Source organism: Kitasatospora sp. NPDC094019 (genome assembly GCF_044764505.1).
Taxonomy (GTDB): domain Bacteria; phylum Actinomycetota; class Actinomycetes; order Streptomycetales; family Streptomycetaceae; genus Kitasatospora.
This window is the reverse complement of the sequence record NZ_JBIWIF010000004.1, coordinates 463517-488492: the sequence shown is the minus strand read 5'-3', so window position 1 is coordinate 488492 and position 24976 is coordinate 463517. Positions and strand designations below refer to the sequence as shown.

Sequence of the window (24976 nt, the reverse complement as noted above, 5' to 3'; positions counted from 1 at the left end):
ACCGGCAAGGCCGACCGACGCCACTCGAACGGTAACCCGACGACGACGGATCGCGCCCTGCGGAGGGGGGCTTCGGCGGGTTTCGAAGGATGGAATGACGGATTTCAAAATCTGTCAACGGAATACGGGTGCACCCGGGCGCCGCGGGTGGTAGGTGTTGGCGGCCCTCGGGCGCGCCGGGGACCGCAGGGGACCGCCGCGGGCCGCCGGGGACCGCGCGACAGGATCCGAGGGGGAGAGTCCTAGGCCGCGGCGAGGAGCAGGACCGCCCCGGCGGCCAGGCAGCCCAGGCCGAGCGCCGTCCACAGCAGGTCGGCGACCAGCGCCCGGGGACCGGCCTCCTCCGCCGCCAGCACCGCGCGGCCGGGGCGGCTTGGATCGTAGGCGATCCGTACCGAACCGCCCGGCACCAGGTGGGCCGGGCGACGCAGCGGGGTGTGGCCCCGGGGCCGGGTCAGCACCAGCTCACCGGCCTCGACACCCGGCACGCCCCCGATCCTGGCGCCGGACACCGGGCGGGTGACGAAGGAGAGCAGGGGCGCGCTGTCGAGCGCCCCGTGCACGTCGGACTCGGCGACCACGGTGGCGACCGCCGGCAACCCCCGCCGCCGGATCCGGTGGCGCACACGTGCTTCGGCGGCGCACCAGAGCAGGAGTGCGCCGCCGAAGAGGGCGAACATCACGCCCCCCGCCGTCGCCGTCGTCGTTTCCACCCCGGTCCGCCCCCAGCCTTGTCCACAGCCTGTGGACAGAGCCTCACAGTCCCGCACCAACGAGGGGGAGATGTTCGACGACCACCCGGCGAACCGGGGGAAACAGTGGGGTGAACCGGATGCCGTCGACGGGCGGCCGCAACCCCCGGCGGACGGCCCCGGTGCGGGGCCCCGGTGCAGGGGCTTCGACGGTGGGAGCTGCGGCGTCGGGGCATGCCGATGCCCGGGCACGGGCGCGCCCCACGCCCGGCCCGGCCTTCCGCGGTCAGGACGCGGGGTTGATGAACCCCTCCTCGGTGAGCAGCCGCAGCGACTCCGGCACCCGGTCGCGCAGCACCACCCGGTCCTCGCCCAGCAGCTGCGCGATCGCGTCGACGATCTCGCCCGCCGACAGCGTCCCGTCGCAGACACCGACGAAGCCCGCGCCCACCGTGTCCACCTTGGTCGCCCGCCGCATCCCGCGGTTGTGGCGCAGCACCACGTGCTCCGGGTCCTCCGCCCCCGGGGCGCCCACCTGCTCCTGGACCACCTCGTCGGCCAGCACGTACCGCGCCGCCAGCAGGCCCGCGTCGTCGTGGGTGCGCAGGAAGTCCTGCCGGTCGAACCACTCCTCGATGTGCGGGCCGAGCGGCTGCTCCACCGGGTGCGGCCACTCCTCCACCCGGACGGTGGGGCGTTCGGCCCCGCTCGCGCGCAGGGTGATCCAGCCAAATCCGATGCCCTCGACCCGGCCGGCCTCGAAAGCGTCCAGCCACTCCGCGTACCGGGCCTGGTAGTCGCCGCCGGCGCCGCGGTGGTCGCCGCCGTCGCGCAGCCACAGCTCCGCGTACTGGGCCACGTCCTGCACCTCGCGCTGGACGATCCAGGCGTCCAACCCGGTCCCGGCCACCCAGCCGGCCAGCCGGTCCTGCCAGTCCTCGCCCTTGACGTGCTGCCAGTTGGCCAGCAGCTGGCAGTGCCCGCCCGGCTCCAGGTGGTCGGCGGCCGAGCGGACCAGGCTGCGGCACAGCTCGTCGCCGGCCATCCCGCCGTCCCGGTAGGTGAACCGTCCGCCCGGCGAGATCACGAACGGCGGGTTGGAGACGATCAGGTCGAACCGCCGCTCCCCCACCGGCTCGAAGAGGCTGCCGGCGACGGTCTCCGTATTGTCGAAACCGGACAGCGCCAGGGTCAGCTCGGTGAAGCGCAGCGCCCGCGCGTTGAGGTCGGTGGCGGTCACCCGCTGGGCGTGCCGGGCGGCGTGCAGCGCCTGCACGCCCGAGCCGGAACCGAGGTCCAGCACCGAGCGGACCGGTCGGCGCACCGTGATGTTGGCCAGGGTCGTGGACGCGCCGCCCACCCCGAGCACGAGGTCCTTGCGGGCCACGCCGTGCGCGGTCTCCCCGGAGCCGATCCCGCCCGCGCCGCCGACCGCGCAGCCCAGGTCGGAGACCACCCAGGCGTCCGAACTCGGCAGCCCGGCGACCTCGTTCGCATAGGGCCGGACGTCCACGGTGGCGCGTACCGAGTCGCCGTCCGGGCGCAGCCAGCCGTCGGCCAGGCACTCCTCCACCGGCAGCGCGGCGGCGGCCGCCCGGTAGGGCACGGGCTGCTGCAACAGGAAGAGCCGCACCAGGGTCTCCAGCGGGCTGCCGCCACGGGTCGCCCGCAGTGCGGGCACGGCTTCGCTGCGGGCCAGCGCCGCGTACCCGGTGGGCCCGAGCAGGTCCAGGCAGCCGTCGGCGGTGTACGAGGCGGCGAGCAGCGCCTCGCGCAGTCTGGCGAGGCGGGTCGGGTCGAGAACGGGGCTACTGATCACCCCGTCATTGTCCCCCGCCCGCACGACTCTCCGGTCCCCAGCACCGCCGCCCCCGCGGCCGATGGCCGAGGGGGTGTGCGTCGGGCGGGCCGGGTCGGGACCGCGTGGGCGGGCGTGCGGGATCGCGTGCGGGCGGGCGGGGTTGCGTGCGGTCGTGCGGTGGGTCGAAGCGGGCGACCTCGGGTCGGCGCGGGATCAGCTCGCCGAGGCGGTGGGGGCCGGAGCCGACGGCGCCTGGGTGCCGGAGGCACCGCCCGCCGCCGGGCTCGCACCGCCGGCCGTGCCGTCCGCGGGCGCGCCCGTGGCCCCGTCCGACGGGCTGTCCGTCGCCGCGCCACCGGTCGCCGGGGACGTCGGAGCGGCCGCGGCCGAACCCGGCTTGCACCCCTCCTGCTTGGCCATCGCCGAACCCAGGTCACCGCGCTGGAGCTTGCCCTGCGCCTGCGTGGAGAGCGAGGCCAGCTGCTGCACCTGGTCGGCCACGCTGCGCAGCCCGTCGGCGAACTTCGCCTGGTCGGCGTTGGGGAGCGCGTCCAGCTTCTTCTGGACCTCCAGGTAACCGTCGGCCGCCTTGGTGAGCTCGGTGACGGTGTCCTTCTGCAGGCCGGCGCCCTCGTCGACCTTGGGCGCGCCGGCGCCGTCGATGGCGGCGGCGATGTCCTGGTTGGTCTTCGCGAGTCGGCCGATGTCCGCCGAGAGTCGCTTCTGGAGGTCCGCGGGGGCCTCTCCGGTCTTCACCTGGCCGGTGTCCGCCAGGGCGGTCTGCGCCTGGGCGATCGGGTCCTTGGCCGCGCCGCACACGTTCGCCGCCCAGGACTCCAGCTGCTTGCTGTTGTCGTCGCCGCAGCCGACGGCGCCGAACGCGAGCAGCGCCCCGAGCGCGGGTACGGCCAGCAGTCGCTTGTTCACCGGGAGAGCCCTTTCGGTTGCGGTCGTCGAACTGCGAACCTACACGGCCGCCGCTCGACCCCCGCTCCCCGCCAGGACCCGCTGTCCCGCTCGAACCCGCTCGTCCGCCCACCGGCTCCGGCGTACCCGGAGGTGTTCGGACCACCGGTCACGAAACAGCGGTCACGAAACAGCGGTCACGGGCCATCGGTCACGGGTCATTGCCCGCCGACCGGCTTGCTCGCTCGCCGGCCCGCCGCGCTTCAGACGGCGAGCGCGTCCGCCGGGACCGGCCAGCTCATCCGGATCAGACCGCCGCCGGCACCGCTGGTGACCTCGAGGTCCTCCACCAGACCGGTGAGCACGGCGAGGCCGAGGGTGTCCTCGTCCGGGTCGCCACCGTCGGCCGCGGAGGCCGGGACGGTGTCGAGGCCGGCTTCGTCCTCGACCTCGATGAGGAAACGCTTCTCCTGGTCGACCAGAGCGACGCGAACCGCTCCCGTCACGCCGCCGCGCTGGTGCAGGCCGACCGCGCGCGAGCACGCCTCGCCGACGGCGAGGCGCACCTCGTCGAGCACCGACTCGTCGACCCCTGCCCGTCTGGCCACTGCCGCAGCCACCAGCCGGGCCGTCCGCACGTGCTCGGGGAGCGCGCTGAATCGAAGTTCGACGGTTGCCATGTCTTCCCCCTCGGGGTGCTCCGACCGAGGCCGGACCTACGGCCCCGGTCGCTGCGGGCCGGCAACGACCGACCCGGGACGACCGGACGGACCGGGGCCACACGGCCCCGGCGCCCGGACGCATGAAGATCGGACGGGCCGGTCACGGAGGACCGGCCCGGTCCGGTCGATCGGGTCGACTGATCAGTCGGTCGCCTGGACCGCGTCCTCGACCGAGGTGTGGATCGGGAACACCTTGGTCAGACCGGTGATCCGGAAGATCTTCAGAATGCGCTCCTGGTTGCACACCAGGCGCAGCGAGCCCTCGTGGGCACGCACCCGCTTCAGCCCGCCCACCAGCACACCGAGGCCGGTGGAGTCCAGGAAGTCCACGCCCTCCATGTCGACGACGAGGTGGTAGCTGCCGTCGTTGACGAGCTCGACCAGCTGCTCGCGCAGCTTGGGGGCGGTGTACACATCGATCTCGCCGCCAACCTCGACGACCGTGCGGTCGCCGACTGTACGGGTCGACAGGGACAGGTCCACGGAACCTCCAGCACCTTGCCTTGCTACGTCATTGCGATCCTCGGCCGGACGGCCGTCACCGCATGGTCGCGAACCCCGGGCACACCAGCGAATGCGTGGCAAGCCTCAGCGCTGCGACCCCCGGCCGTACGGCCGTCACCGCCACATTCAACCACTTGCGACCATGACCGCACGATGGCTTAGGACGATTCTCCGTCACGCCGGTGACACACTGGGTCCTCATGCCGCCGCGTCACAGCCTGCCCGAGGCACTGCTCATGAGCCTGTCCACCGCCCGGGGGCGGTCGGACCGGCTCACCCATACGGAGCACCTTCCCGCCCGGCCCGCCCGTTATGCACCGTGGCCCGAGTGGATCCGGCCCGAGATCGTCTCGTCCGCCCAGGACCTGGGCGTCCGGCAACCCTGGGCCCACCAGGCCGAGGCGATGAATCTGGCCAAATCCGGTCAATCTGTGGTGATCGCCACAGGAACCGCCTCGGGCAAGTCGCTCGGGTACCTGGCGCCGGTGCTGTCCGACCTGCTGGACGGCACCGAGGCGCGCAACGGCCGGGGGGCGACCGCGCTCTACCTCGCCCCCACCAAGGCACTCGCCGCCGACCAGCGCCGCCGGGCCGCCGAACTCGCCCCGCCCCGGGTCCGGGCCGCCCTCTACGACGGCGACACCCCGCCCGAGGAACGCGAGTGGGTCCGCCAGTACGCCTCCTACGTCCTCACCAATCCGGACATGCTGCACCGGGGCATCCTGCCCGCGCACGCCCGCTGGTCCTCCTTCCTGAAGACGCTCCGCTACGTCGTGGTCGACGAGTGCCACAGCTACCGCGGCGTGTTCGGCTCCCACGTGGCGCAGGTGCTGCGGCGCCTGCGGCGGATCTGTGCCCGGTACGGCTCCTCCCCCGTCTTCCTGCTCGCCTCCGCCACCACCGCCGACCCGGCCGTCACCGCCCGCCGGCTGACCGGCCTGCCCGCCGCGGCGGTCACCGAGGACGCCTCCCCGCGCGGCCCGATGGTCTTCGGGCTGTGGGAACCGCCGCTCACCGAGAACGTCGGCGAGCAGGGCGCGCCGGTCCGCCGGACCGCCACCGCCGAGGCCGCCCATCTGCTCACCGACCTGGTCGAACGGGAGACCCGCACCGTCGTCTTCGTCCGCTCCCGCCGCGCCGCCGAACTCGTCGCGCTCCAGACCCAGGACCAGCTGGGCCGCCCGCTCGCCGACCGGGTCGCCGCCTACCGCGGTGGCTACCTCGCCGACGAGCGGCGGACCCTGGAGCGTGAACTGCACTCCGGCCGGCTGCTCGGCCTCGCCTCCACCTCCGCCCTCGAACTCGGGGTCGACATCTCCGGTCTGGACGCCGTCCTGATGGCCGGATACCCGGGCACCCGGGCCTCGCTCTGGCAGCAGGCCGGCCGGGCGGGGCGGGAGGCCCAGGGCGCGCTGGCCGTCCTGATCGCCCGGGACGACCCGCTGGACACCTATCTGGTGCACCACCCGGAGGCCCTGTTCGCCACCCCGGTCGAGGCGACCGTGCTGGATCCGGACAACCCGCACGTGCTCGCTCCGCACCTGTGCGCCGCCGCCGCCGAGCTGCCGCTCACCGATGCCGACCTGGAGCTGTTCGGCCCCTCGGCCGCTCCGCTGCTGCCGGTCCTGGAGCGCCGCGGGCTGCTCCGCCGGCGCGGCGACGCCTGGTACTGGACCCGCCGCGAGCGGGCCGCCGACGCCGTCGACCTGCGGGGCAGCGGCGGAAACCCGGTGCAGATCGTCGAGGCGCCGACCGGCCGACTGCTCGGCACCGTGGACGCCTCCGCCGCCCACACCACCGTGCACACCGGGGCCGTCCACCTCCACCGGGGCCGCACCTACCTGGTCCGGGACTTCGACCTGGACAACTCGATCGCCCTGGTCGAACCCGCCGATCCGCCCTACACGACCGCCGCCAGGGACATCACCTCCATCTCCGTCCTCTCCACCGACACCACCGTCGACTGGGGCGAGGGCCGGCTCTGCTTCGGTTCGGTGGAGGTGGTCAACCAGGTGGTCGGCTACCTCCGCAAGCGGATCTCCACCGGAGAGATCATGGGCGAGAGCAAGCTCGACCTGCCGCCCCGCACCCTGCGCACCCGGGCCGTCTGGTGGTCCGTCACCGAGGACCAGCTGATCGACGCGGACATCCCGCCCGACCAACTGCCCGGCGCCGCCCACGCCGCCGAGCACGCCTCGATCGGCCTGCTCCCGCTCTTCGCCACCTGCGACCGCTGGGACATCGGTGGCGTCTCGGTGCCGCTGCACCCCGACACCGGGCTGCCCACGGTGTTCGTCTACGACGGCCACCCGGGCGGGGCCGGCTTCGCCGAACGCGGCTTCCGCCGGGCCGTGCAATGGCTCACCGCCACCCGGGAGGCGATCGCCGCCTGCGAGTGCGAGCGCGGCTGCCCGTCCTGCGTCCAGTCGCCCAAGTGCGGCAACGGCAACGACCCGCTGGACAAGGCGGCGGCCGTCCGGCTGCTGGACATCCTGCTCGCCGGCGTTCCCGACCCCTCCGGGGCGGCGGAGGCCGGGGGCGTGGAGGCTGGGAGCGTGGAGGCCGGGGACATGGAGGCCGCGGGGTATCCGGAGGGCCTCGGGGCCACGGAGGACCCCGAGGTCCCGGAGGAGGCGGACGCGGAAGCCTCCGGTTCGGGGGAGATGGGCGAGGCCACCGAGGGATCCACCGACCGATCCGCAGGCTGACCGGCCGATCGGCCTGCCCCGGCGGGCCCGACGGGCGGCCACCCGGCCGGGGGCTCACGGGCCGCCCCCGGCCGTACCGGCCTCGCCCAGGGCCGCCCGCGCGTCCTCGTCCGTCGGCGGGACCGCGGCCCGGAGCGGTCCGGCGCGGGCCCGGGCCCGCGCCGGGCCGACCGGTAGCCGCAGCGGCAGCCCCGTGACCGGCACCTCCGCCACCACCTCCACGGCGTCCGCCGCGAGGTCGGCCGCGCAGGAGACCACGGCGGCCGCCTGCGCCGCCGCCACCGCCCTCGCCCGGCCGCAGCCCCCGTCCGCGTCCACCAACAGCCGGTCGGCCGCCGCCAGCGCGGCCAGGTCCGCGGCGGACTCCGCGCGGTGGCGGGCGGCGAGCACCACGCCCAGCGCGAGCGCGGCGGTGAACGCCACACAGCCGACCAGCACACCCGCGAGCAGCCAGACCGTCGCCGAACCGGTGTCCCGCCGCCGGGACCTCACCCCGCCCACGCCGCACCGCCTCCCTCCGCTCCTCGCAGGGTGTCCTCCCTGGCCGCTACCGCCGTGGCGCTCACCCGCACCGCGAGCACCTCCGCGAACCGCCCCGGTGCCCCGTACGGCGCGTCCACGGTGACCCGAACGGTGTCGGGCTCCAGGTCGACGAGCACCGCCGCCCCGGGCGGCGCGGCCGCCCGCGCCACTCCGGCGGCATCGGCCTCCCCGCGCGCGGCCGCCCTGGCTCCCACTCGTGCCGCGTCGACACAGCGGAGTTGGGCGGCCGCCGCGAGAACGGCCCAGACCAGTAGCGCGGCCAGCAGCACCAGCGCCGGCAGCGCGACGGCGGTCTCGGCGGTGACGAACCCGGCGTCGCCGCGCCGTCGCCGCCCCGGTGGCCCCGGTGGCCCGGGCGGCCCGGGCCCGAGGGGCGACCTCGACGGGGGGTCAGGTCGCATGGAGCGCACGGTCCAGAGCGGCCTGCAACGCCTCCATCACCGCCGTGCTGGTCGCCACCTTGTAGAGCGCGGCCGCCACGGCACACGCCGCGAGCGTGCCGACCGCGTACTCCGACGTGGTCATTCCCGCGTCCGGACCGCCCGGCCCGATCCGGCCCCGACGCCGAACCGCACGCCGGACGGGATCCAGGACCGCGCGCCGGACAGGGTGCGGGACCAGGTGCGGAACCACGAGCCGGACCGGGCGCGCCGCCGGACGCCGGTTCCGGCCCGTCGACCTCCCGGGCGGACGCACACCACCACGGCCCGCAGCCACGGCCACCGCCCTGCGCCCCGCACCCGCCACCGCCACGGGGCTGATCACCAGGTTCATGAACTACTCCTTGCTTCGAATCCGACAAGAGACCGCCGCACCGCCGACCACCCACCACCGACCGATCGGCGGACCGTCGGGCCGTCGGGCCGTCGGGCGATGCGTCACATCGACTGCGAGAAACGTGTGGTGAGCCCCACCACCACCGGCGCGACACCGATCAGGACGAACGCCGGGAGGAAGCACAGCCCGAGCGGCGCCGTCGCGAGCACTCCCGCCCGCCGGACCCGGGCGTGCGCCGCCCGGACGGCCTCCGCCCGTTGGCCGCTCGCCAGCCCGGCGAGCGCCGTCGCCGCCGGGGCCCCGCTCAGACTCGTCCGGACCAGGCACCTGGCCAGCGGCGCCAGCGGCGGGTGCTCCTTCCCGAGCCGCTGCCAGCAGAGCTCCGGGGGTGCTCCCAGGGCGAGTTCGGCCGCCGTGGACAGCAACCGGGGCCCCATCGGGGCACCGACGCTCCGACCCACCGCCGCGACGGCCTCCGCCGGCGAGGCGGCCGAACCGAGACAGGCCGCCAGCAGTTCGGCGGTGAGCGGCAACTGCCGTACCAGCCTCGCCCCGTCCAGTTCGGCCCGCCGCTCCGTCGGCGACCTCGCCCGGGGCAGCCACCGGTAGAGGCCGACCGTCAGGAGTCCACCCGCCACCAGCCCCGCCGTGCCGCCGAGGAAGACCGCCGCGCCGAGCCCGGTGACCAGCGCCTTCGCCGCCCGCCGGAGCCACCCCGGCAGGACCGGACTCCCCCGTGCCGTCGGCCGGCGCCGCGGCCTCCGCCCGCCGACCCGCCCTCGACGCGACGGCCTCTCGTCACCGAGCAGGGCGGCCGCCCTCCGACGCGCACGCCACCGTCGCCGGGCCCGGCCCCCGGCTGCCGCTCCCACCAGCACCACCACGCAGCCCACCGACCGCGCCGCGCCCGCCGTCACCCAGTCCATCCGCGTCCCTCCTCCCGACCGACCCACTCCCGCGCGCCCACCGCCGCGCCCGCTCCCGCCGACGGCCCCGGGCCCCGGCGACGCCACGCACGCGTGGCCCATCGCCCGGGTCACCACGGCAGTACCTCCCGTCGGAACGCCCCGCTCGGCCGCGCGGGGCCGGAGCGGGTACGGACCCGGGTGCGGGTGATCCCGCAGCGCCACTCCTCGGGCCCGGCGGCGTCTCCACCACCGACGCCGTCCCCGCCCGGCGCCTCGCCCGGCCTCCGACCCGGCTCAGGGATCGGGGCCGCCGCCAGCGCCCCTTGGGCAGCCGCCCGGACGATGCGGGCCGTCCAGACCAGGCCCAGCCCCTCCAGGGCCGCGCCCACCACCAGCGAGGCCAGCCCGGCGGGCGTGTGGAGCAGCACCTCCAGCGGTCGGGCGCCGAGTGCCGCGCCGAGCAGCAGACCCGCCAGCGGCAGGGCCGCCAGCACCGCGATCGTGGCGCGCGGCGCCGCGAGTTCGGCGGCGATCTCCTCCGCCAGCGCCCGCTCGACGCGCAGCGCCTCCGCCACTCCGTCGAGTCCGGCCGCCAAACCCGACCCCCCGGCGGAGGCGACCTCCCAGCAGGCGGCCACCGCTGCCGCCCCGCTCCCGCCCGGCCGTTCCGCGAGCAGGCGGAACGCCGCCGGCACATCCGCGCCGTACCGGCCGGCCGCGAGTCTGGCGACCGGTTCGGCACCGATCCGCTCCAGCTCCACCCGGTCGCCCGCGATCCTCGTGGTCACCAGGTGGAGCGCCTGCTCGGGTGTCGCCCCGCCGCGCAACTCGCCCGCCAGTCCGGCGCACAGCTCCACAACGGCGGCCGACCGGTGGCGCGCCTCGGCCGCTGCGGCACGGCGCGACCGCCACCTGCGCGCCGGCAGGACGGCCGGGAGCGCCGCCAGGACCGGGACGGGCGACGCCGTCGCCCACCCCGCCGCCAACCCACCCGGGACGAGCAGCAGTTCCGGCGCCCGTCGGACGGCCCGCCAAGGAGCGCCCGACCACCGCACGACCGCTGCCACCGGTCGCGCCCCGGCACAGCCCTCCTCCTCGCCCTCGCACCCGCCGGAGCCGCCCGCGCCTGCGGTCGCGGGCGCGGTCAGCACCGCATCGGCCCGACGAACACCCACCACCCGCCGCTGCAGGCGGCACCACCCCACCGCCGCGGCCACGGCCAGCACCAGCCACCAGAGCGCCATCTCGTACAGTCCCAAGACCCTTGCCTCCCTCCTCGTACCGACCACCGCACCGGCTGCCGCACCGGCTGCCGGGCCACCCACCGGGCCGACCTCCGCAGCGCCGCCGACCGCCACCCACCGTCCTTCGACCCCTCCGATCCCGCCGACCCCTCCGCCCGCTCCCCGGCCCGAGGAGCAGCGACGCACCCACCGCGCAGCCGCACAGCAGCAGCAGGAACGCCCCCTCCACCGGACCCGCCGTCACGGCGGTCCGTCCACGAGGACGACCCCACGAGCGGCGAGCAGTCGGCCGAGCCGGGGCCAGCCGGGCCCCGCCACCGTGCCGCCGTCCGCCGTGAACGTCACGGCGGCGGTGGTGACGGCGAGCCCGTGCCGGTCACCACCCAGGGTGTGGATCTCGGCGACCCGGCGTCGCCCGGTTCCCGGTTCCCGCACCAGGTGCACCACCAGGTCGAGAGCGGCCCGGAGCTGGCTGTGCAGGGCCGGCCGGTCCATCCCCGACAGAGAACCGAGCGCCTCCAGTCGGACCGGTACGTCGGCCGCCGTATTGGCGTGGACCGTCCCCGCACCGCCCTCGTGACCGGTGTTGAGGGCGGCCAGCAGGTCGGCCACCTCGGCTCCGCGCACCTCGCCGATCACCAGCCGGTCCGGACGCATCCGCAACGCCTGGCGGACGAGGTCCCGCAGGGTGAGCTCGCCCAGTCCCTCCTGGTTGGGCGGCCTGCTTTGGAGCCGGACCACGTGCGGGTGGTCCGGCCGCAGTTCGGCGGAGTCCTCGGCCACGACGATCCGCTCCTCCGGACCGACCAGCCCGAGCAACGCCGCGAGGACCGTGGTCTTCCCACTGCCGGTCCCACCGCTCACCAGCAGCGAGAGCCGGGCCCGCACGACGGCGGCCAGCAGTTCGCCGCCACGCGGCGGGAGCGCCCCGGCCGTCACCAGCTCGTCGACGGTGAAGGGGCGGGAGCGGCACACCCGCAGCGAGATGTGGGTGCATCCGGCGGCGATCGGCGGCAGCACGGCGTGCAGTCGCGTGCCGTCCGGCAGTTGGGCGTCCACCCAGGGCCGCGCGTCGTCGAGCCGCCTCCCGGCGGCCGTGGCGAGACGGTGGGCGAGCCGCCGGACCGCCTCGGCGTCGGCGAACCGGACGCCGGTGGCCCGGCGCAGGCCGCCGCCCCGGTCGAACCAGATCTCGTCCGGCCCGTTGACCAGGACGTCCGTGACGTCGGGCGCCGCCAGCAGCCGCTCCAGCGGGCCCGCGCCCACCAGTTCGGCACAGAGCGAGCGCACCGTGTCGAGGGTGTCGTCACCACCGAGCGGCGGCCGGGCGGCCCGCAGGGCGGTCGCCACCGAACCGGCGGTCGGTACGGCACCGGACTCGGCCAACCGCAGGCGGACGGCGTCCACCAGCGCGGCAGCGCGCTCCTCCCGCGCCGTCCTCCCGTAGGGGTTCGGCTCCGGACCCGGCCGCGCCGCCGGGCCGCTCCCGAGGCCGTGACCGAGGCCGGGGCCGGGCAGGCCCCGCAGCACCCGCTGCTCGCGCGAACCACCGCTCCCGTGCTCCGGCCCGTGTCCGCCGGCCGGCGCCGCTCCACCGGCCCGGTCGGCACCCGGTCGCCCGGCGCCGGAATCCCCGGCACCGCCCGCCCTCCGCAGTCGCACCATCAGTACACACCTCCCTCGACCGCCGGCACCGTCGGCAGCACCTCGTCGAGGAAGGCCCCGCAGAACCGGGCGAGCGGCCCGCCCTCGCGGATGCCGGGCGGCACCCCCTGCTCAAGGTCGACGGCCAGACCCGGCTCCGGGTCGAGCACTCCGGCGAGTTGCATCCGCAGCCCCCGGGCGATCCGGTGAGCGGGGAGTCCGAACGGCCCCGGTGGACGCACCACCACCCGCACGTCGTCGATCCGCATCCGCACGGACCCGGCCACCCGGTCGGCGGCCGCCACCGCCCTCAGCTCGGCCGGCACCACCAGCAGGGCCGTGTCGGACTGCTCCAGGGCCTGCCCGGCCGCCGCGTCCAGCCGCCGGGGCACGTCGACCACCACCAGGCCGCCGCCCCGGCGCGCGGCGGCGAGGACGCTGCGCATGGCCTCGGGCGGCACCGCCGGGGTGTCGCCGCGGTCCCAGGACAGGCAGGCGAGCGTGCCGAGCCGCTTGAGCGCGGGCAGCGCCCGGGCCAGTTCGGCGCCGCTGACCCGGCCCCGGGAACCGGCGAGGTCCGGCCAGCGCAGGCCCGCCGCCGTCTCACCCCCGAGCAGGATGTCGAGCCCGCCACCGAGCGGGTCACCGTCGACGAGGACGGTGCGCAGGCCCCGCCGGGCGGCGGTGACCGCGAGCGCGCAGGCCAGGACGGAGGCACCGGCGCCGCCCCGACCGCCGAGGACGGCGACGGTGCGGGCCGGCGGACCGACGCCTTCGACGGCGTCGGCGATCCGGTCGAGCAGCCAGGTCTCCGCGTCCGGCAGGAACAGCACGTGTTCCGCGCCGAGTTGGACGGCCCTGACCCAGACGCCCGCGTCGTCGAGGTCCAGCCCCAGCAGGAGCACCCCCGGTCTGCGGGGCATCGCGGCGCACTGCCCGGCCCGGTCGTCGCCGACCAGGACCAGCGAGGCCCTCTCCCAGAGCTCGCGCGGCGGCGCGCCCCGGATCAGCCTCGGCTCGGTGCCGGCCGCCGCGCAGATCCGCAGCAGGTGCTCGGCCAGGGCCTCGTTGCCGGTGAGGACGAGCGGCCGGGCGGGCTCGGGCCCGCCGGTGGCGGCGTGGTCGGTGATGGGCTTCGACATGTCGGCTCCCCTGTCCCGGTGCCCGGCCGCGTCGGCGGCCGGGCACACCTACGAAAGGTCCGGCAGGCGGCCGGGGGCCCACGGGTTCGGGCCCGGCAACCGCTGCCGGGCATCACGTTGGACGGTGATCCCGATTCCGTCTCCGGGGTTCCGAATCCCTGTGGACAACTCGGGGCTGTGGAAGAAAACGTTCACCCGGACGGGGGGCTATTGGACAAAGAATTGACTAATCGGGCTCACGGAGATGAACCGCCATACCCGGCGGGTCCCGATAGCGACACACACACCGAGGGCTCCCCGGAGCAGGTCCGGGCCCCATTCCCGGGGACGGCGGCTTCGGAGCCGGACACGACCAAAGCGCTACGGAGAGTGACGAAAACGTCAAGATGCCCGAGCGGGCCGACACCCCCCGTAGAGATCGCCCGGACCAACCGGCGGATCCGCCGGACCCACCGCCCGAGCCCTGAAAATGGCTCCGGACGTGCGACGACCCCCGCCGGGGGGGAGAGCGGGGGTCGTCTATCCACGGCCCGACTCGGGGGGGAGGAGCCGGACCGGGTTAGCACGGTCGCGAACGATCCGTGACTTCCATGGTGTACCCGAGCGGCCAGAAACACAAACCCGCACGCCCGCGAGTACGCCGAATGGCGGGCAGTTTTGCGGAGCCCTCTATCCTCGGTTCCCGTGGACACCACCGAGAACGCCGACGAGTACGCCGACGAGTCCCCGGACTCCACCGCCGCAGCCGCCGCCGGCACCGAAGGGGCCTCCGGGGCCGACGGGACGGCCGTGACCGGCACGCGGCCCGGAGAGACCGGCTCCGGCCCGTCCGCGGCCCGTCCGGCGGCCGCGCGACCGCGCCCGGCCGGCCCGCGGACCGCGGCCTTCTTCGACCTGGACAAGACGATCATCGCCAAGTCGAGTGCCTTGGCGTTCAGCCGTCCGTTCTACCAGGGCGGCCTGATCAACCGTCGGGCCGTCCTGCGAAGTGCGTACGCCCAGTTCGTCTTCCTGGTGGGCGGCGCCGACCACGACCAGATGGAGAAGATGCGGCAGTACCTCTCCGCGCTGACCCGGGGCTGGAACGTGCAGCAGGTCCGCGAGATCGTCGCCGAGACCCTGCACAACCTGATCGATCCGATCATCTACGACGAGGCCGCCTCGCTCATCGAGCAGCACCACGCGGCCGGCCGGGACGTGGTCATCGTCAGCAGCTCCGGCTCCGAGGTGGTCGAGCCGATCGGCGCACTGCTCGGCGCGGACCACGTGATCGCCACCCGGCTGCAGATCGAGGACGGCTGCTACACCGGCGAGATCGAGTACTACGCCTACGCCGAGAACAAGGCCGCCGCCATCCGGGAGTTGGCCGAGGTCGAGGGCTACGACCTGGCCGAGTGCTACGCCTACAGCGACTCGTCGACGGACCTGCCCCTGCTGGAGGCCGTCGGCCACCCCTCGGCGGTCAACCCCGACCGGGCGCTGCGCAAGGAGGCGCTGGCGCGGGAGTGGCCGGTGCTGGTCTTCGACCGGCCGGTGGAACTCCGGCGACGGCTCCCCGAGTTCTCGGCGCCCAGTCGCCCGGTGCTGACGGCGGTGGCGGTCGGCGCCGCGCTCCTGACGGCCGGCGTCGTCTGGTACGCGACCCGGCGGCGGCATCGCCCCTCGGCCTGACCGCACGGGGACGCCGGCCCGGTCGTGGCCGGGGCCGCGGCCGCGCGGGCCCCGGCCCCGGACCGGGACCGGGACCGGGACCGGGACCGGGACCCTTGGACAAAACGGGCAAAAGTCGAAGACTTCTCATTTCGGGTTCCCCTTTCGCCCGAAACGCGATACAAAGGAATCACGGCCCGCGAGACCCGGTCAGGACCTTAAGAGGTCAAACCGACAACGCAGTTCAGGCCCCACGGACCGTGTGCACAGATAACCGAGCACCCACATGCAGCCGACCCGCTGTCGGGCCGCTGGACCAGACGAACGGGCAGGATCCCCGTCTGATCGGCACTTTCCGGTGCATGCATGGTCACCCGGCATCTGTGCCAGCGGCGGCACCCGGCAGGATCAGGTGCCGCCGCATCCTTGTGTTCACGACCCGTCGGAGCGCCGACCGGGGTCGACACGCCCCCACCTCACGCACCGCGCGCACCTCACCCGCGGCGCCCGCGCGCCGACCGGGCCCGCTCAGACCATGCCGCGCTGCATCGCCTCGCAGACCGCCGTGCTCTCCCGGGCCCCGAGCCGCAGCGCCCGCCCGCAGTGGGTGATCCAGGCCGCCAGCCCCTCCGGCGTCCCCGCCAGGTAGCCGGCCAGCGCCCGCCGGTAGGCGTCCGTCCCCAGCTCCACGAGCCCCACCTCGGCCGGGCAGATCGACTTCGGGTCGAGGCCCTCCGCGATCAGCACGATCCGCCCGGCCGCGCGGGCGATCAGGCCGTTGTACGAGCCGAAGGGCCGCAGCGCCAGGAGTTCGCCCTGCACCACCGAGGAGACCACCAGGGCCGGCGTCCCGACGCCCTGGCCCTCGGCGCGGGCCACCAGCAGCCGGGACAGCTGGTCCAGCCGGGCGGCGACCTCCTCCGGGCCGGGCGCCGTCGGCAGGGCCGGCACGAGCCCTTCCGGCGCGTCCGTCACGGCACCCGGAGCCGCGTCCGCCGCCACCCCTTCGGCCGGCTTCAGCGCCAACGGGAACAGGTCCTCGACACCCTCCCCGGCCTGCCTCGGCCGACCCGCCACGGGATCGGCGTCGCCGACCGCCAGCAGGTGCAACCGGGCCAGCACCTGGAGCGGCGAGTGCCGCCAGACGCTCAGCAGCTGCCCCGCCTCGGCGGCGATCCGCAGGGAAGCGCCCAGCGTGCGGGCCTCGGGGTCGGCGCCGAAGTCGCTGCGACGGCGGACCTCCTCCAGCGGCCAGTCCGAGCCCGCCAGCGCCGCCGAGGCCCGGGCGCCGCGCAGGGCCGACTCGGAGGTGACCTCGGCCGCGCGGCGGCGCATCACCCGGTGGCCGTAGAGGCGGTCGACGGCCTTGCGCACCTCGGCCACCGCGTCGGGCACCCCGGGGAGCTGGGCCAGCGGGGCGAGGGGATCTGTTCCAGTGCTCACCTACCCGAGAGTAATGACCTGGACGCCTCCGCCGGAACAGCAACCACGCATCACCCGTTAGAGGCAATCCTCACTTCCCTCCCGCAAACGGCCCGAAACCCCGGATAGCATGACTGTCGAAGACGATAACGATTTCCAACTCGGGAGATCGTCGACCTCGCCGCGACCCGGACCGCGGACGCGGCGGGTCCAGGAGCGAGAGCCGGAGTCCCAAGATGAAGATCGCCTTCGTCGGCAAGGGCGGCAGCGGCAAGACCACGCTGTCCTCACTGTTCATCCGCCACCTGGCCGCCGCGGGCCGCCCGGTCCTCGCCGTCGACGCCGACATCAACCAGCACCTCGGCCCGGCCCTCGGGCTGACGGACGACCAGTGCGCCGTCCTGCCCTCGCTCGGGGCCCACCTGCCCGGCATCAAGGAGTACCTGCGCGGCGGCAACCCGCTGATCCGCTCCGCCGAGGAAATGATCAAGACCACCCCGCCGGGGCGCGGCTCACGGCTGCTCCGGATCGTCGAGGAGAACCCGGTCTACGCGGCCTGCGCCCGACCGGTCGCGCTCGACGAGGGTTCGGTGCGGCTCCTGGCGACCGGCGCGTTCACCGAGGAGGACCTCGGCGTCGCCTGCTACCACTCCAAGGTCGGCGCGGTCGAACTGCTGCTCAACCACCTGGTCGACGGCCGGGACGAGTACGTGGTGACCGACATGACCGCGGGCTCCGACTCCTTCGCCTCGGGCCTGTTCACCCGCTTCGACCTCACCTTCCTGGTCGCCGAACCCACCCGCAAGGGCATCTCGGTGTACCGCCAGTACCGGGACTACGCGCAGGACTTCGGTGTCCGGCTGCGGGTGGTCGGCAACAAGGTGCAGAGCCAGGACGACCTGGACTTCCTTCGCCGGGAGGTCGGGGAGGACCTGCTGACCGCCTTCGGGCACTCCGACTGGGTGCGCCGGCTGGAGCAGGGGGCCCAGCCGCCGCTGCGCGCCCTCGAACCGGCCAACCGCGCGGTGCTGGAGGAGCTGAGGACGGTGGCGGACGCCGCGTACGACCTGCGGGACCCGCGCCGCTACACCGACCAGGCCGTCCTCTTCCACCTGCGCAACGCCGAGAGCTGGGCGAACGCCAAGGTCGGGATCGACCTCGCCACCCAGGTCGACCCGGACTTCGTGCTCGGCAACGAGCCCGCGGCGGCCGGCGCGGCCGTCTGACCGGACCGGCACCGCCCGGCGCCGACGCGGAGCACCGCCGCACGGCACCACCACAGCGACCACAGGCCGCGGTCCCACAACGGGGCCGCGGCCCTCGCGCGTCCGCGCCGGTGCCGCCCGCAGCAGCACGGCAGCCACGGCCGCAGCGCCGCAACCAGCAGATTCCCGTCCGTTCGACCACCACCCAATGGGGTGAATCAGGTGGATATTGCCTGTCGCTCCGGATGACGCTGTGCAAAGCTCTCATTACCCTCGGTTTACCGAGTCTTGATGTTCCGCATCCGTTCCGGCGCTCCTCGCCGTGGCCTGGCTCCTCCCAGCGCCCCGCCGAGCGACCGCCGGGGCCCCGATGGTCCAAGGCCCGACCGGTGACACCCGCACTCCCGGCCCGGCCGCACCATCCCGCCACACCGTCGCGACCCACGACAGCCGATCCGCTCCACCGAGCCCATGACCGGACTCACCGCCGGACCTGACTGCGTTCGTTCCCCCGGACAGACGGGAAGACCCATGACCCTCGACATCTCCAGCGCCCCCATCGCCTCCGACACCACCGACCACGCCCCGCCGGGGCGACGTCCCCGCGCCTCCTGGGCGCAGGACCTCTCGGCCTCCCTCGTGGTCTTCCTCATCGCCGTGCCGTTCTCCCTCGGCATCGCCCTGGCCACCGGCGCCCCGCTCACCGCGGGCCTCGCCGCCGCGGCCGTCGGCGGCATCGTGGTCGGGCTGTTCGGCGGCACCCCGCTACAGGTGAGCGGCCCCTCCGCCGCCCTCACCGTGATCACGGCCGGGCTGATCGCCCAGTACGGCTGGCAGGCGACCTGCGCCATCACACTCGCCGCCGGCCTGCTCCAACTCCTGCTGGGAGTAAGGCGGGTGGCCCGTACCGCACTGGCCGTCTCGCCCGCCATCATGCACGGCATGCTGGCCGGTGTCGGCCTCGCCATCGCGATCGCGCAGCTGCACGTCGTCCTCGGCGGATCCCCGCAGAGTTCGGCCCTGGCCAACCTGCTCGCCCTGCCGAGCCAGCTGGCGGCCCCGCACCCGTCCGCCCTGGCCATCGGCGCGGTCACCGCCGCGGTACTGCTCGGCTGGCCCCGGCTGGGCCGACTCCCGGGCCGGTTCGGCGAGTTCGGCGCCCGGCTCACCAAGGTCCCCGGCCCGCTGGCCGCCGTCGCCGCCGCCACCGCGCTCGCGGTCACGCTGGACCTGCGGCTCGCCCGGGTCGACCTGCCCGCCTGGCAGCCGCACGACCTCGTCCCCGACCTGCCGCACGGCCCGCCCCTCGCCGTCCTCGCCGCGGTGCTGACCGTCACCGCCGTGGCGAGCGTCGAATCGCTGCTCTCCGCCGTCGCGGTCGACCGGATGTCGCACCGCTCCGGGGACCTCGACCGCGAGCTGCGCGGCCAGGGCCTGGCCAACATGATCAGCGGGCTGGTCGGCGGGCTGCCGATCGCCGGCGGCGCGGTGCGCAGCACCGCCAACGTCCGGGCCGGGGCCCGCAGCCGCTGGTCCTCGGTCCTGCACGGAGTGTGGGTGCTGGCCGCCGCGCTGGCCCTCACCGGCGGACTGCGCCGGATCCCGCTCGCCGTGCTCGCCGCCCTGGTGATGGTCGTCGGCCTGCAGATGGTGAGCTTCGCGCACATCCGGAAGGTCCACCGGCACCGGGAGTTCCCGGTCTACCTGACCACCGTGGTCGCCGTGCTGCTGTTCGGCGTACTGCCGGGTGTGGCGCTGGGAGCGGCGACGGCCGTGCTGCTCGCGCTCTACCGGCTGACCCGCGCCCACGTGGACGTGCTGGCCGGCCCCGACGGCGCGTTCACCGTGGAGACGCACGGCCCGCTGACCTTCGCCGCCGTGCCCCGGCTGAGCCGGGCACTCGCCGGTGTCCCGGCCGGCGTCGAGGTCGCGGTGGTCCACGACGGTTCCTTCCTGGACCACGCCGCCTACGAGACGCTGCACAGCTGGCGCACCGGCCACCAGGGGGGCGGCGGACGGGTGTCGATGGTGACCCGCCGCCAGGACGACGAGGTGCTCGATCCGGACGGCACCGTCCGCACCGGAAGCTCCCCCGGCCCGCACCGCTGCCGCGCCTGGACGCCCTGGGTCGGCCACCACTGCATCGAGCAGCAGGAGGACCCGCACGGCCGGCTGCTCGACGGGGTCCGGGTGTTCCAGCTCCACACCGCCCCGCTGGTCCGGCCCGAACTGGCCCGGCTGGCCCGGGAGGGGCAGACGCCCTCCCAGCTGTTCCTGACCTGCGCGGACTCCCGGCTGGTCACCAGCATGATCACCAACAGCGGTCCGGGCGACCTCTTCACCGTGCGCAACGTCGGCAACCTGGTACCGGCGCCGCACGAGCCGGGCGCGGCCGACGACTCGGTGGCGGCGGCCGTTCAGTACGCGGTCGAGGTGCTGGAGGTGCGGTCGATCACCGTCTGCGGGCACTCGGGCTGCGGGGCGATGAAGGCGCTCCTGGACGGGGTGCACGAGCAACCCGGCCGGCCCACCCCGCTGGCCCGCTGGCTGCGCAACGGCCGGGGCTCGCTGGACCGGCTGCGCCGGATCCCGGCGGAGTTCACCGGCCGTCCGGTGGTCGATGTGACCGAGCAGCTCTGCATCACCAACGTCGTCCAGCAGCTGGACCAACTGATGGCCAACCCGGCCGTGGAGCGGCGGGTCACCGAGGGCACCCTGCGGCTGGTCGGGATGTACTTCGACTTCGCCACCGCGCAGACCTACGTGCTCGACCCGGAGAGCGGCCGGTTCAGCCCGGTCGAGGCGCTGACGCCGGCGCCCGACGCCGCATCCGCGGTCGCGGCCGCGGCCGCACCCACCGCCGCGCCCGCAGCACTGTCGTCCACCCCGCACGGAGAGCACGACACGCCCGAACGAGTGAATGAATTCGAACAGGTTCCGACCACCGGTACCGTCACCGCGGATCCGGCCAGGGACGGAGGCGGCCCCGGCCTGGCCGCCTGAGAGCCGGGCCCGCGTCCGGCCGGGCGGGCCAAGGACGCGGGCCCACCTCCTCAAGCCGTCCGAGACCCCTCCGACCTCGGGCTGCCGTTCGATGCGTGATCAAAGGTCTACACCAATTAGCCAGAGCCTCTTGTCAACTGACCTCTTCGCCTGGTGAGCTGTGCGCTGGGACACACGGGACAATCCCCACGCACGGGAAACGACCCCGATCATGACTCATGAGGAGTGCGCGTTGAGCAACGAGAGCCTGGCCAACCTGCTCAAGGAGGAGCGGCGTTTCGCACCGCCGGCAGAGCTCGCCGCAGCCGCCAACGTCACCGCGGCCGCGTACGCCCAGTCCTCCGAGGACCGCCTCGGGTTCTGGGCCGAGCAGGCCCGCCGTCTCACCTGGGCCGTCGAGCCCACGCAGACCCTCGACTGGTCCAACCCGCCCTTCGCGAAGTGGTTCGCCGACGGCAAGCTCAACATCGCCTACAACTGCGTCGACCGCCACGTCGAGGCCGGCCACGGCGACCGCGTCGCCATCCACTTCGAGGGCGAGCCCGGCGACGGCCGCTCCATCACCTACGCCCAGCTCAAGGACGAGGTCTCCCAGGCCGCCAACGCCCTGCTCGAACTCGGCGTCGCCAAGGGCGACCGCGTCGCGATCTACCTGCCGATGATCCCCGAGGCCGTCGTCTCGATGCTCGCCTGCGCCCGCATCGGTGCCACCCACTCCGTGGTCTTCGGCGGCTTCTCGGCCGACGCCGTCGCCTCCCGCATCCAGGACGCCCAGGCCAAGCTCGTCATCACCGCCGACGGCGGCTACCGGCGCGGCAAGCCCTCCGCCCTCAAGCCCGCCATCGACGAGGCCCTCACCAAGACCGAGGGCGTCGAGCACGTGCTCGTCGTGCGCCGCACCGGCCAGGACACCGCGTGGACCGAGGGCCGGGACGTCTGGTGGCACGAGCTCACCACCCGCCAGTCCACCGAGCACACCCCCGAGGCGCACGACGCCGAGCACCCGTTGTTCATCCTCTACACCTCCGGCACCACCGGGAAGCCCAAGGGCATCCTGCACACCACCGGCGGCTACCTCACCCAGGCGAGCTACACCCACAACGCCGTCTTCGACCTCAAGCCGGAGACCGACGTCTACTGGTGCACCGCCGACATCGGCTGGGTCACCGGGCACTCGTACATCGTCTACGGCCCGCTCTCCAACGGCGCCACCCAGGTCATCTACGAGGGCACCCCCGACACCCCCCACCAGGGCCGGTTCTGGGAGATCGTGCAGAAGTACGGCGTCACCATCCTCTACACGGCGCCCACCGCGATCCGCACCTTCATGAAGTGGGGCGACGACATCCCCGCCAAGTTCGACCTGTCCTCCCTGCGGGTGCTGGGCAGCGTCGGCGAGCCGATCAACCCCGAAGCCTGGATCTGGTACCGCGAGCACATCGGCGCCTCCACCGCCCCGATCGTGGACACCTGGTGGCAGACCGAGACCGGCGCCATCATGATCAGCCCGCTGCCCGGGGTCACCGAGACCAAGCCCGGCTCCGCCCAGCGCGCGCTGCCCGGCATCGCGGCCACCGTCGTCGACGACAACGGCACCGAGGTCGCCAACGGCTCCGGCGGCTACCTCGTCCTCACCGAGCCGTGGCCCTCCATGCTCCGCACCATCTGGGGCGACGACCAGCGCTACATCGACACCTACTGGTCGCGCTTCGAGGGCCGTTACTTCGCCGGCGACGGCGCCAAGAAGGACGAGGACGGCGACATCTGGCTGCTCGGCCGGGTCGACGACGTCATGCTGGTCTCCGGCCACAACATCTCGACCACCGAGGTCGAGTCGGCGCTGGTCGGGCACCCCTCGGTGGCCGAGTCGGCGGTCGTCGGCGCCACCGACGCCACCACCGGCCAGGCGATCGTCGCCTTCGTCATCCTGCGCGGCAACGCCGCCGACAGCCCGGAGCTGGTCGAGGAGCTGCGGGCGCACGTCGGCCGCACCCTCGGCCCGATCGCCAAGCCGAAGCAGATCAAGGTCGTCGGCGAGCTGCCGAAGACCCGCTCCGGCAAGATCATGCGCCGCCTGCTGCGCGACATCGCCGAGGGTCGCGAGATCGGTGACACCACCACGCTGGCCGACTCCAACGTGATGAACCTCATCCAGGCCCAGCTCCCGCCGGCCGGCTCCGAGGGCTGATCCGAAGATCGGATCCCGCGCCGGAGCACCGCGCCACTCCCCGGACGTCGCGCGGTGCTCCGAGCACGACGGTGCTCCGAGCACGACGGCGCCCCGGGCGGTAGTCACCCACCGCCCGGGGCGCCGTCGGCTCCGGACCACGTCCGGGTGGATCAGCCCTCGCCGAATTCGGCGATCAGTAGGCGCAGCGTCTCGTGCGCGCTCTGCACCAGGGCGCGACTGCGCAGCGGCTGACCGCCGGCCAGGACCGCCAGACCCACCTGGGCCCGGGGGCTGAACCCGACGAATGCGGTGGACCGCCGCGCGGCACCCACGTGGTAGACCACTTCGCCGAGATCACGGGCATCGCCGACAACGCCGACATCGCCTGCGTCACTCGACCTGTCGGCCTCGACGGGCCCCGCACCGCCCGGGGGCACCCCCGCCCCGCCGGACACCGCGGCCGCCCTGGCCCCTGCCCCTCTCCCGGGCGCCCCGGACGCCCGGGACGCCCCGGACGCCCCGGGCCGGAGAACGTCCACATCCTCCTCGCCCCTCTCATCCCCCTCGGCCACATCAGCCTCCCCGGCCCCCCTGGCTACCCGGGACACCCCGGCCGCACCACCCTCAGGCAGCTCCGCCGCGCCCGGAATGGCACGGTGGTTCCACCCCAGACAGATCCGCGGCCCGCCACGCCGCCCGCCGGTGCGCGGGCGCCGCACCTCGTTCAGCGCGGTGCGCAGCGCCGCGGCGTCGGCCCGTTCGGGGAGCGGAACCGCGTCCAGCGCGAGGTGCGCCTGGAGGTAGCGGAGCATGTCGTCCGCCGTGGAGCGGAGCGCGGCCGCGGCCGGCAGGGCGGGCAGCCGGAAGGACGGCACCCGGCGGCCGCGCCGGTAGCCGGCGTCCTCCTCCCGGCCCGGGCCGCAGGAGGTGTCCATCAGGCCGAGCGGCCCGCAGACCCGGGCGGCGAGCAGATCGTCGTACCGCTGACCGGCCGCGTTGGCGAGCAACAGGCCGAGCAGTCCGCAGCCGAGGTTGGAGTACCGGACCTGGGTGCCCGGTGTGCCGCGCACCGCCGTCCGGGGCAGTGCCCGCAGCAGGTGGACCGGTCCGAAGGTGGCGTAGGGGCGGGTGAACCAGCGCGGGACCTGCCCGGGCAGCACCCCGTCCGGCAGCCGGGGCAGACCGGAGGTGTGGGTGGCCAGGTGGAGCAGGGTGATCGGGCGTTCCTGCGGGTAGCCGGGGGCCGCGTCGGCGGGCAGGTAGCGGTCGATCGGATCGTCGTAGCCGACCTCGCCGCGGGCGGCCATCTCGGCGAGCAGCAGCCCGGTGAAGGTCTTGGTGACGGAGCCGAGCTCGAACCGGGTGTCGGCGCGGACCGGGCGTTCGGTGGAGCGGACGGCGTGGCCTCGGCAGGCGACGGTCCGCTGGTCGCCGCGGATCACCACGACGGCGGCGCCGCCACCCGGTGCGGCGGCGCGGAACAGCGGGCGGAGCAGGCGGTCGAGCTCGGGGTCGGGCGGGCCGTACAGCGGGGCATTCATCGGAGGGTGCTCCGGCGGTTCCGGTGGCGGCGGTTCCGACGGCCGACCCGGCACGGGCACGCGCCGAACAGCGACGTATACGAACGGAAAGATAAGAGGGGCGGTCTGGGCATGGCGGCGCCTCCACAGCGCGAAAGGGCGGGGACCCCGGGAAACCCCTGGGCCGGGGCACCGACCTCGATCGGGCCCTGCGATCGACGATAGGGAGCCGTTCACCCGTCTGCATGCCACCGACTCCGTTCGGGTGTCGATCGGCCGTACGGACGGGTGCACAACAGGCCGTCCAGGCTTAGGTCCTGAAGTATGACAATCCGGATGTCGCCTTGTTGTTCCCGTTATACTGTCAACGACGCGTCAAGATTCGTGTCACAGCAAGATTCGTGTCACAGGGCGA

Annotated in this window: 19 protein-coding genes; 5 read left to right on the top strand and 14 right to left on the bottom strand. The window is 74.6% G+C overall.

The window, feature by feature from the left end; genetic code table 11:
• Positions 1-242: 242 nt before the first annotated feature.
• The 5 genes from ACIQ9P_RS12270 to bldG all read right to left on the bottom strand — a co-directional run bounded on the left by ACIQ9P_RS12270 (position 243) and on the right by bldG (position 4604).
• Positions 243-713 (bottom strand): DUF3592 domain-containing protein, encoded by a 471-nt coding sequence (locus ACIQ9P_RS12270; RefSeq protein ID WP_402353801.1) that lies wholly within the window; start codon positions 711-713, stop codon positions 243-245.
• A gap of 265 nt (positions 714-978) precedes the next feature.
• Positions 979-2511: a methyltransferase gene (locus tag ACIQ9P_RS12265; RefSeq protein ID WP_402353798.1), complete on the bottom strand. Its 1533-nt coding sequence runs from the start codon at positions 2509-2511 to the stop codon at positions 979-981.
• 195 nt (positions 2512-2706) lie between these two features.
• Positions 2707-3420, bottom strand: a complete 714-nt coding sequence (locus ACIQ9P_RS12260; RefSeq protein WP_402353795.1) for a hypothetical protein — start codon at positions 3418-3420, stop codon at positions 2707-2709.
• 242 nt (positions 3421-3662) lie between these two features.
• Positions 3663-4079 carry an ATP-binding protein gene (locus ACIQ9P_RS12255; protein ID WP_402353792.1) on the bottom strand — a complete coding sequence of 139 codons (417 nt, stop codon included), beginning with the start codon at positions 4077-4079 and terminating at the stop codon, positions 3663-3665.
• Between the two features lie 183 nt (positions 4080-4262).
• Positions 4263-4604, bottom strand: a complete 342-nt coding sequence (gene bldG / locus ACIQ9P_RS12250; RefSeq protein ID WP_030392670.1) for an anti-sigma factor antagonist BldG — start codon at positions 4602-4604, stop codon at positions 4263-4265.
• Positions 4605-4825: 221 nt separating this feature from the next.
• Between bldG and ACIQ9P_RS12245 the strand changes: the two genes are divergently transcribed.
• Positions 4826-7333 (top strand): DEAD/DEAH box helicase, encoded by a 2508-nt coding sequence (locus ACIQ9P_RS12245; protein WP_402353788.1) that lies wholly within the window; start codon positions 4826-4828, stop codon positions 7331-7333.
• 54 nt (positions 7334-7387) lie between these two features.
• On the opposite strand, the gene ACIQ9P_RS12240 is transcribed toward ACIQ9P_RS12245, so the two are convergent.
• The 7 genes from ACIQ9P_RS12240 to ssd all read right to left on the bottom strand — a co-directional run bounded on the left by ACIQ9P_RS12240 (position 7388) and on the right by ssd (position 13591).
• The gene (locus ACIQ9P_RS12240) at positions 7388-7834 is read right to left on the bottom strand and encodes an Rv3654c family TadE-like protein (protein ID WP_402353785.1); all 447 of its coding nucleotides are present in this window, start codon (positions 7832-7834) and stop codon (positions 7388-7390) included.
• Complete coding sequence (locus ACIQ9P_RS12235) at positions 7822-8277, bottom strand: TadE family type IV pilus minor pilin (protein WP_402353780.1); 456 nt, start codon at positions 8275-8277, stop codon at positions 7822-7824. The genes ACIQ9P_RS12240 and ACIQ9P_RS12235 overlap by 13 nt, the downstream gene beginning before the upstream one ends.
• Positions 8267-8401, bottom strand: coding sequence for a DUF4244 domain-containing protein (locus ACIQ9P_RS12230; RefSeq protein WP_402353777.1), 135 nt, complete (start codon positions 8399-8401; stop codon positions 8267-8269). The genes ACIQ9P_RS12235 and ACIQ9P_RS12230 overlap by 11 nt, the downstream gene beginning before the upstream one ends.
• Positions 8402-8754: 353 nt before the next feature.
• Positions 8755-9579, bottom strand: a complete 825-nt coding sequence (locus ACIQ9P_RS12225; protein ID WP_402353774.1) for a type II secretion system F family protein — start codon at positions 9577-9579, stop codon at positions 8755-8757.
• 110 nt (positions 9580-9689) lie between these two features.
• Complete coding sequence (locus tag ACIQ9P_RS12220; protein WP_402353771.1) at positions 9690-10820, bottom strand: type II secretion system F family protein; 1131 nt, start codon at positions 10818-10820, stop codon at positions 9690-9692.
• A gap of 225 nt (positions 10821-11045) precedes the next feature.
• Entirely contained in the window at positions 11046-12470 is a 1425-nt protein-coding gene (locus ACIQ9P_RS12215; protein ID WP_402353769.1) for a TadA family conjugal transfer-associated ATPase, read from the bottom strand.
• Positions 12470-13591 carry a septum site-determining protein Ssd gene (gene ssd, locus ACIQ9P_RS12210; protein WP_402353766.1) on the bottom strand — a complete coding sequence of 374 codons (1122 nt, stop codon included), beginning with the start codon at positions 13589-13591 and terminating at the stop codon, positions 12470-12472. The genes ACIQ9P_RS12215 and ssd overlap by 1 nt, the downstream gene beginning before the upstream one ends.
• An 894-nt stretch (positions 13592-14485) precedes the next feature.
• Here ssd and ACIQ9P_RS12205 point away from each other — a divergent pair.
• Complete coding sequence (locus tag ACIQ9P_RS12205; RefSeq protein WP_402353929.1) at positions 14486-15262, top strand: HAD family hydrolase; 777 nt, start codon at positions 14486-14488, stop codon at positions 15260-15262.
• Between the two features lie 507 nt (positions 15263-15769).
• Here ACIQ9P_RS12205 and ACIQ9P_RS12200 read toward each other — a convergent pair.
• Positions 15770-16684, bottom strand: coding sequence for an oxidoreductase (locus ACIQ9P_RS12200; protein WP_402353763.1), 915 nt, complete (start codon positions 16682-16684; stop codon positions 15770-15772).
• Positions 16685-16899: 215 nt separating this feature from the next.
• Here ACIQ9P_RS12200 and ACIQ9P_RS12195 point away from each other — a divergent pair, with 215 nt between their 5' ends.
• The 3 genes from ACIQ9P_RS12195 (at position 16900) to acs (ending at position 23059) form a co-directional block, all read left to right on the top strand.
• On the top strand, positions 16900-17889 hold the full coding sequence (locus ACIQ9P_RS12195; protein WP_402353760.1) for an ATP-binding protein: 990 nt from the start codon (positions 16900-16902) through the stop codon (positions 17887-17889).
• A 510-nt stretch (positions 17890-18399) separates the two neighbouring features.
• Positions 18400-20871: a SulP family inorganic anion transporter gene (locus tag ACIQ9P_RS12190; protein ID WP_402353757.1), complete on the top strand. Its 2472-nt coding sequence runs from the start codon at positions 18400-18402 to the stop codon at positions 20869-20871.
• 211 nt (positions 20872-21082) lie between these two features.
• A complete protein-coding gene (gene acs, locus ACIQ9P_RS12185) occupies positions 21083-23059 on the top strand; it encodes an acetate--CoA ligase (protein ID WP_402353754.1) in 1977 nt (658 codons plus the stop codon).
• A 152-nt stretch (positions 23060-23211) separates the two neighbouring features.
• On the opposite strand, the gene ACIQ9P_RS12180 is transcribed toward acs, so the two are convergent.
• Positions 23212-24582 carry a serine hydrolase domain-containing protein gene (locus ACIQ9P_RS12180; protein WP_402353751.1) on the bottom strand — a complete coding sequence of 457 codons (1371 nt, stop codon included), beginning with the start codon at positions 24580-24582 and terminating at the stop codon, positions 23212-23214.
• Positions 24583-24976: the final 394 nt, after the last annotated feature.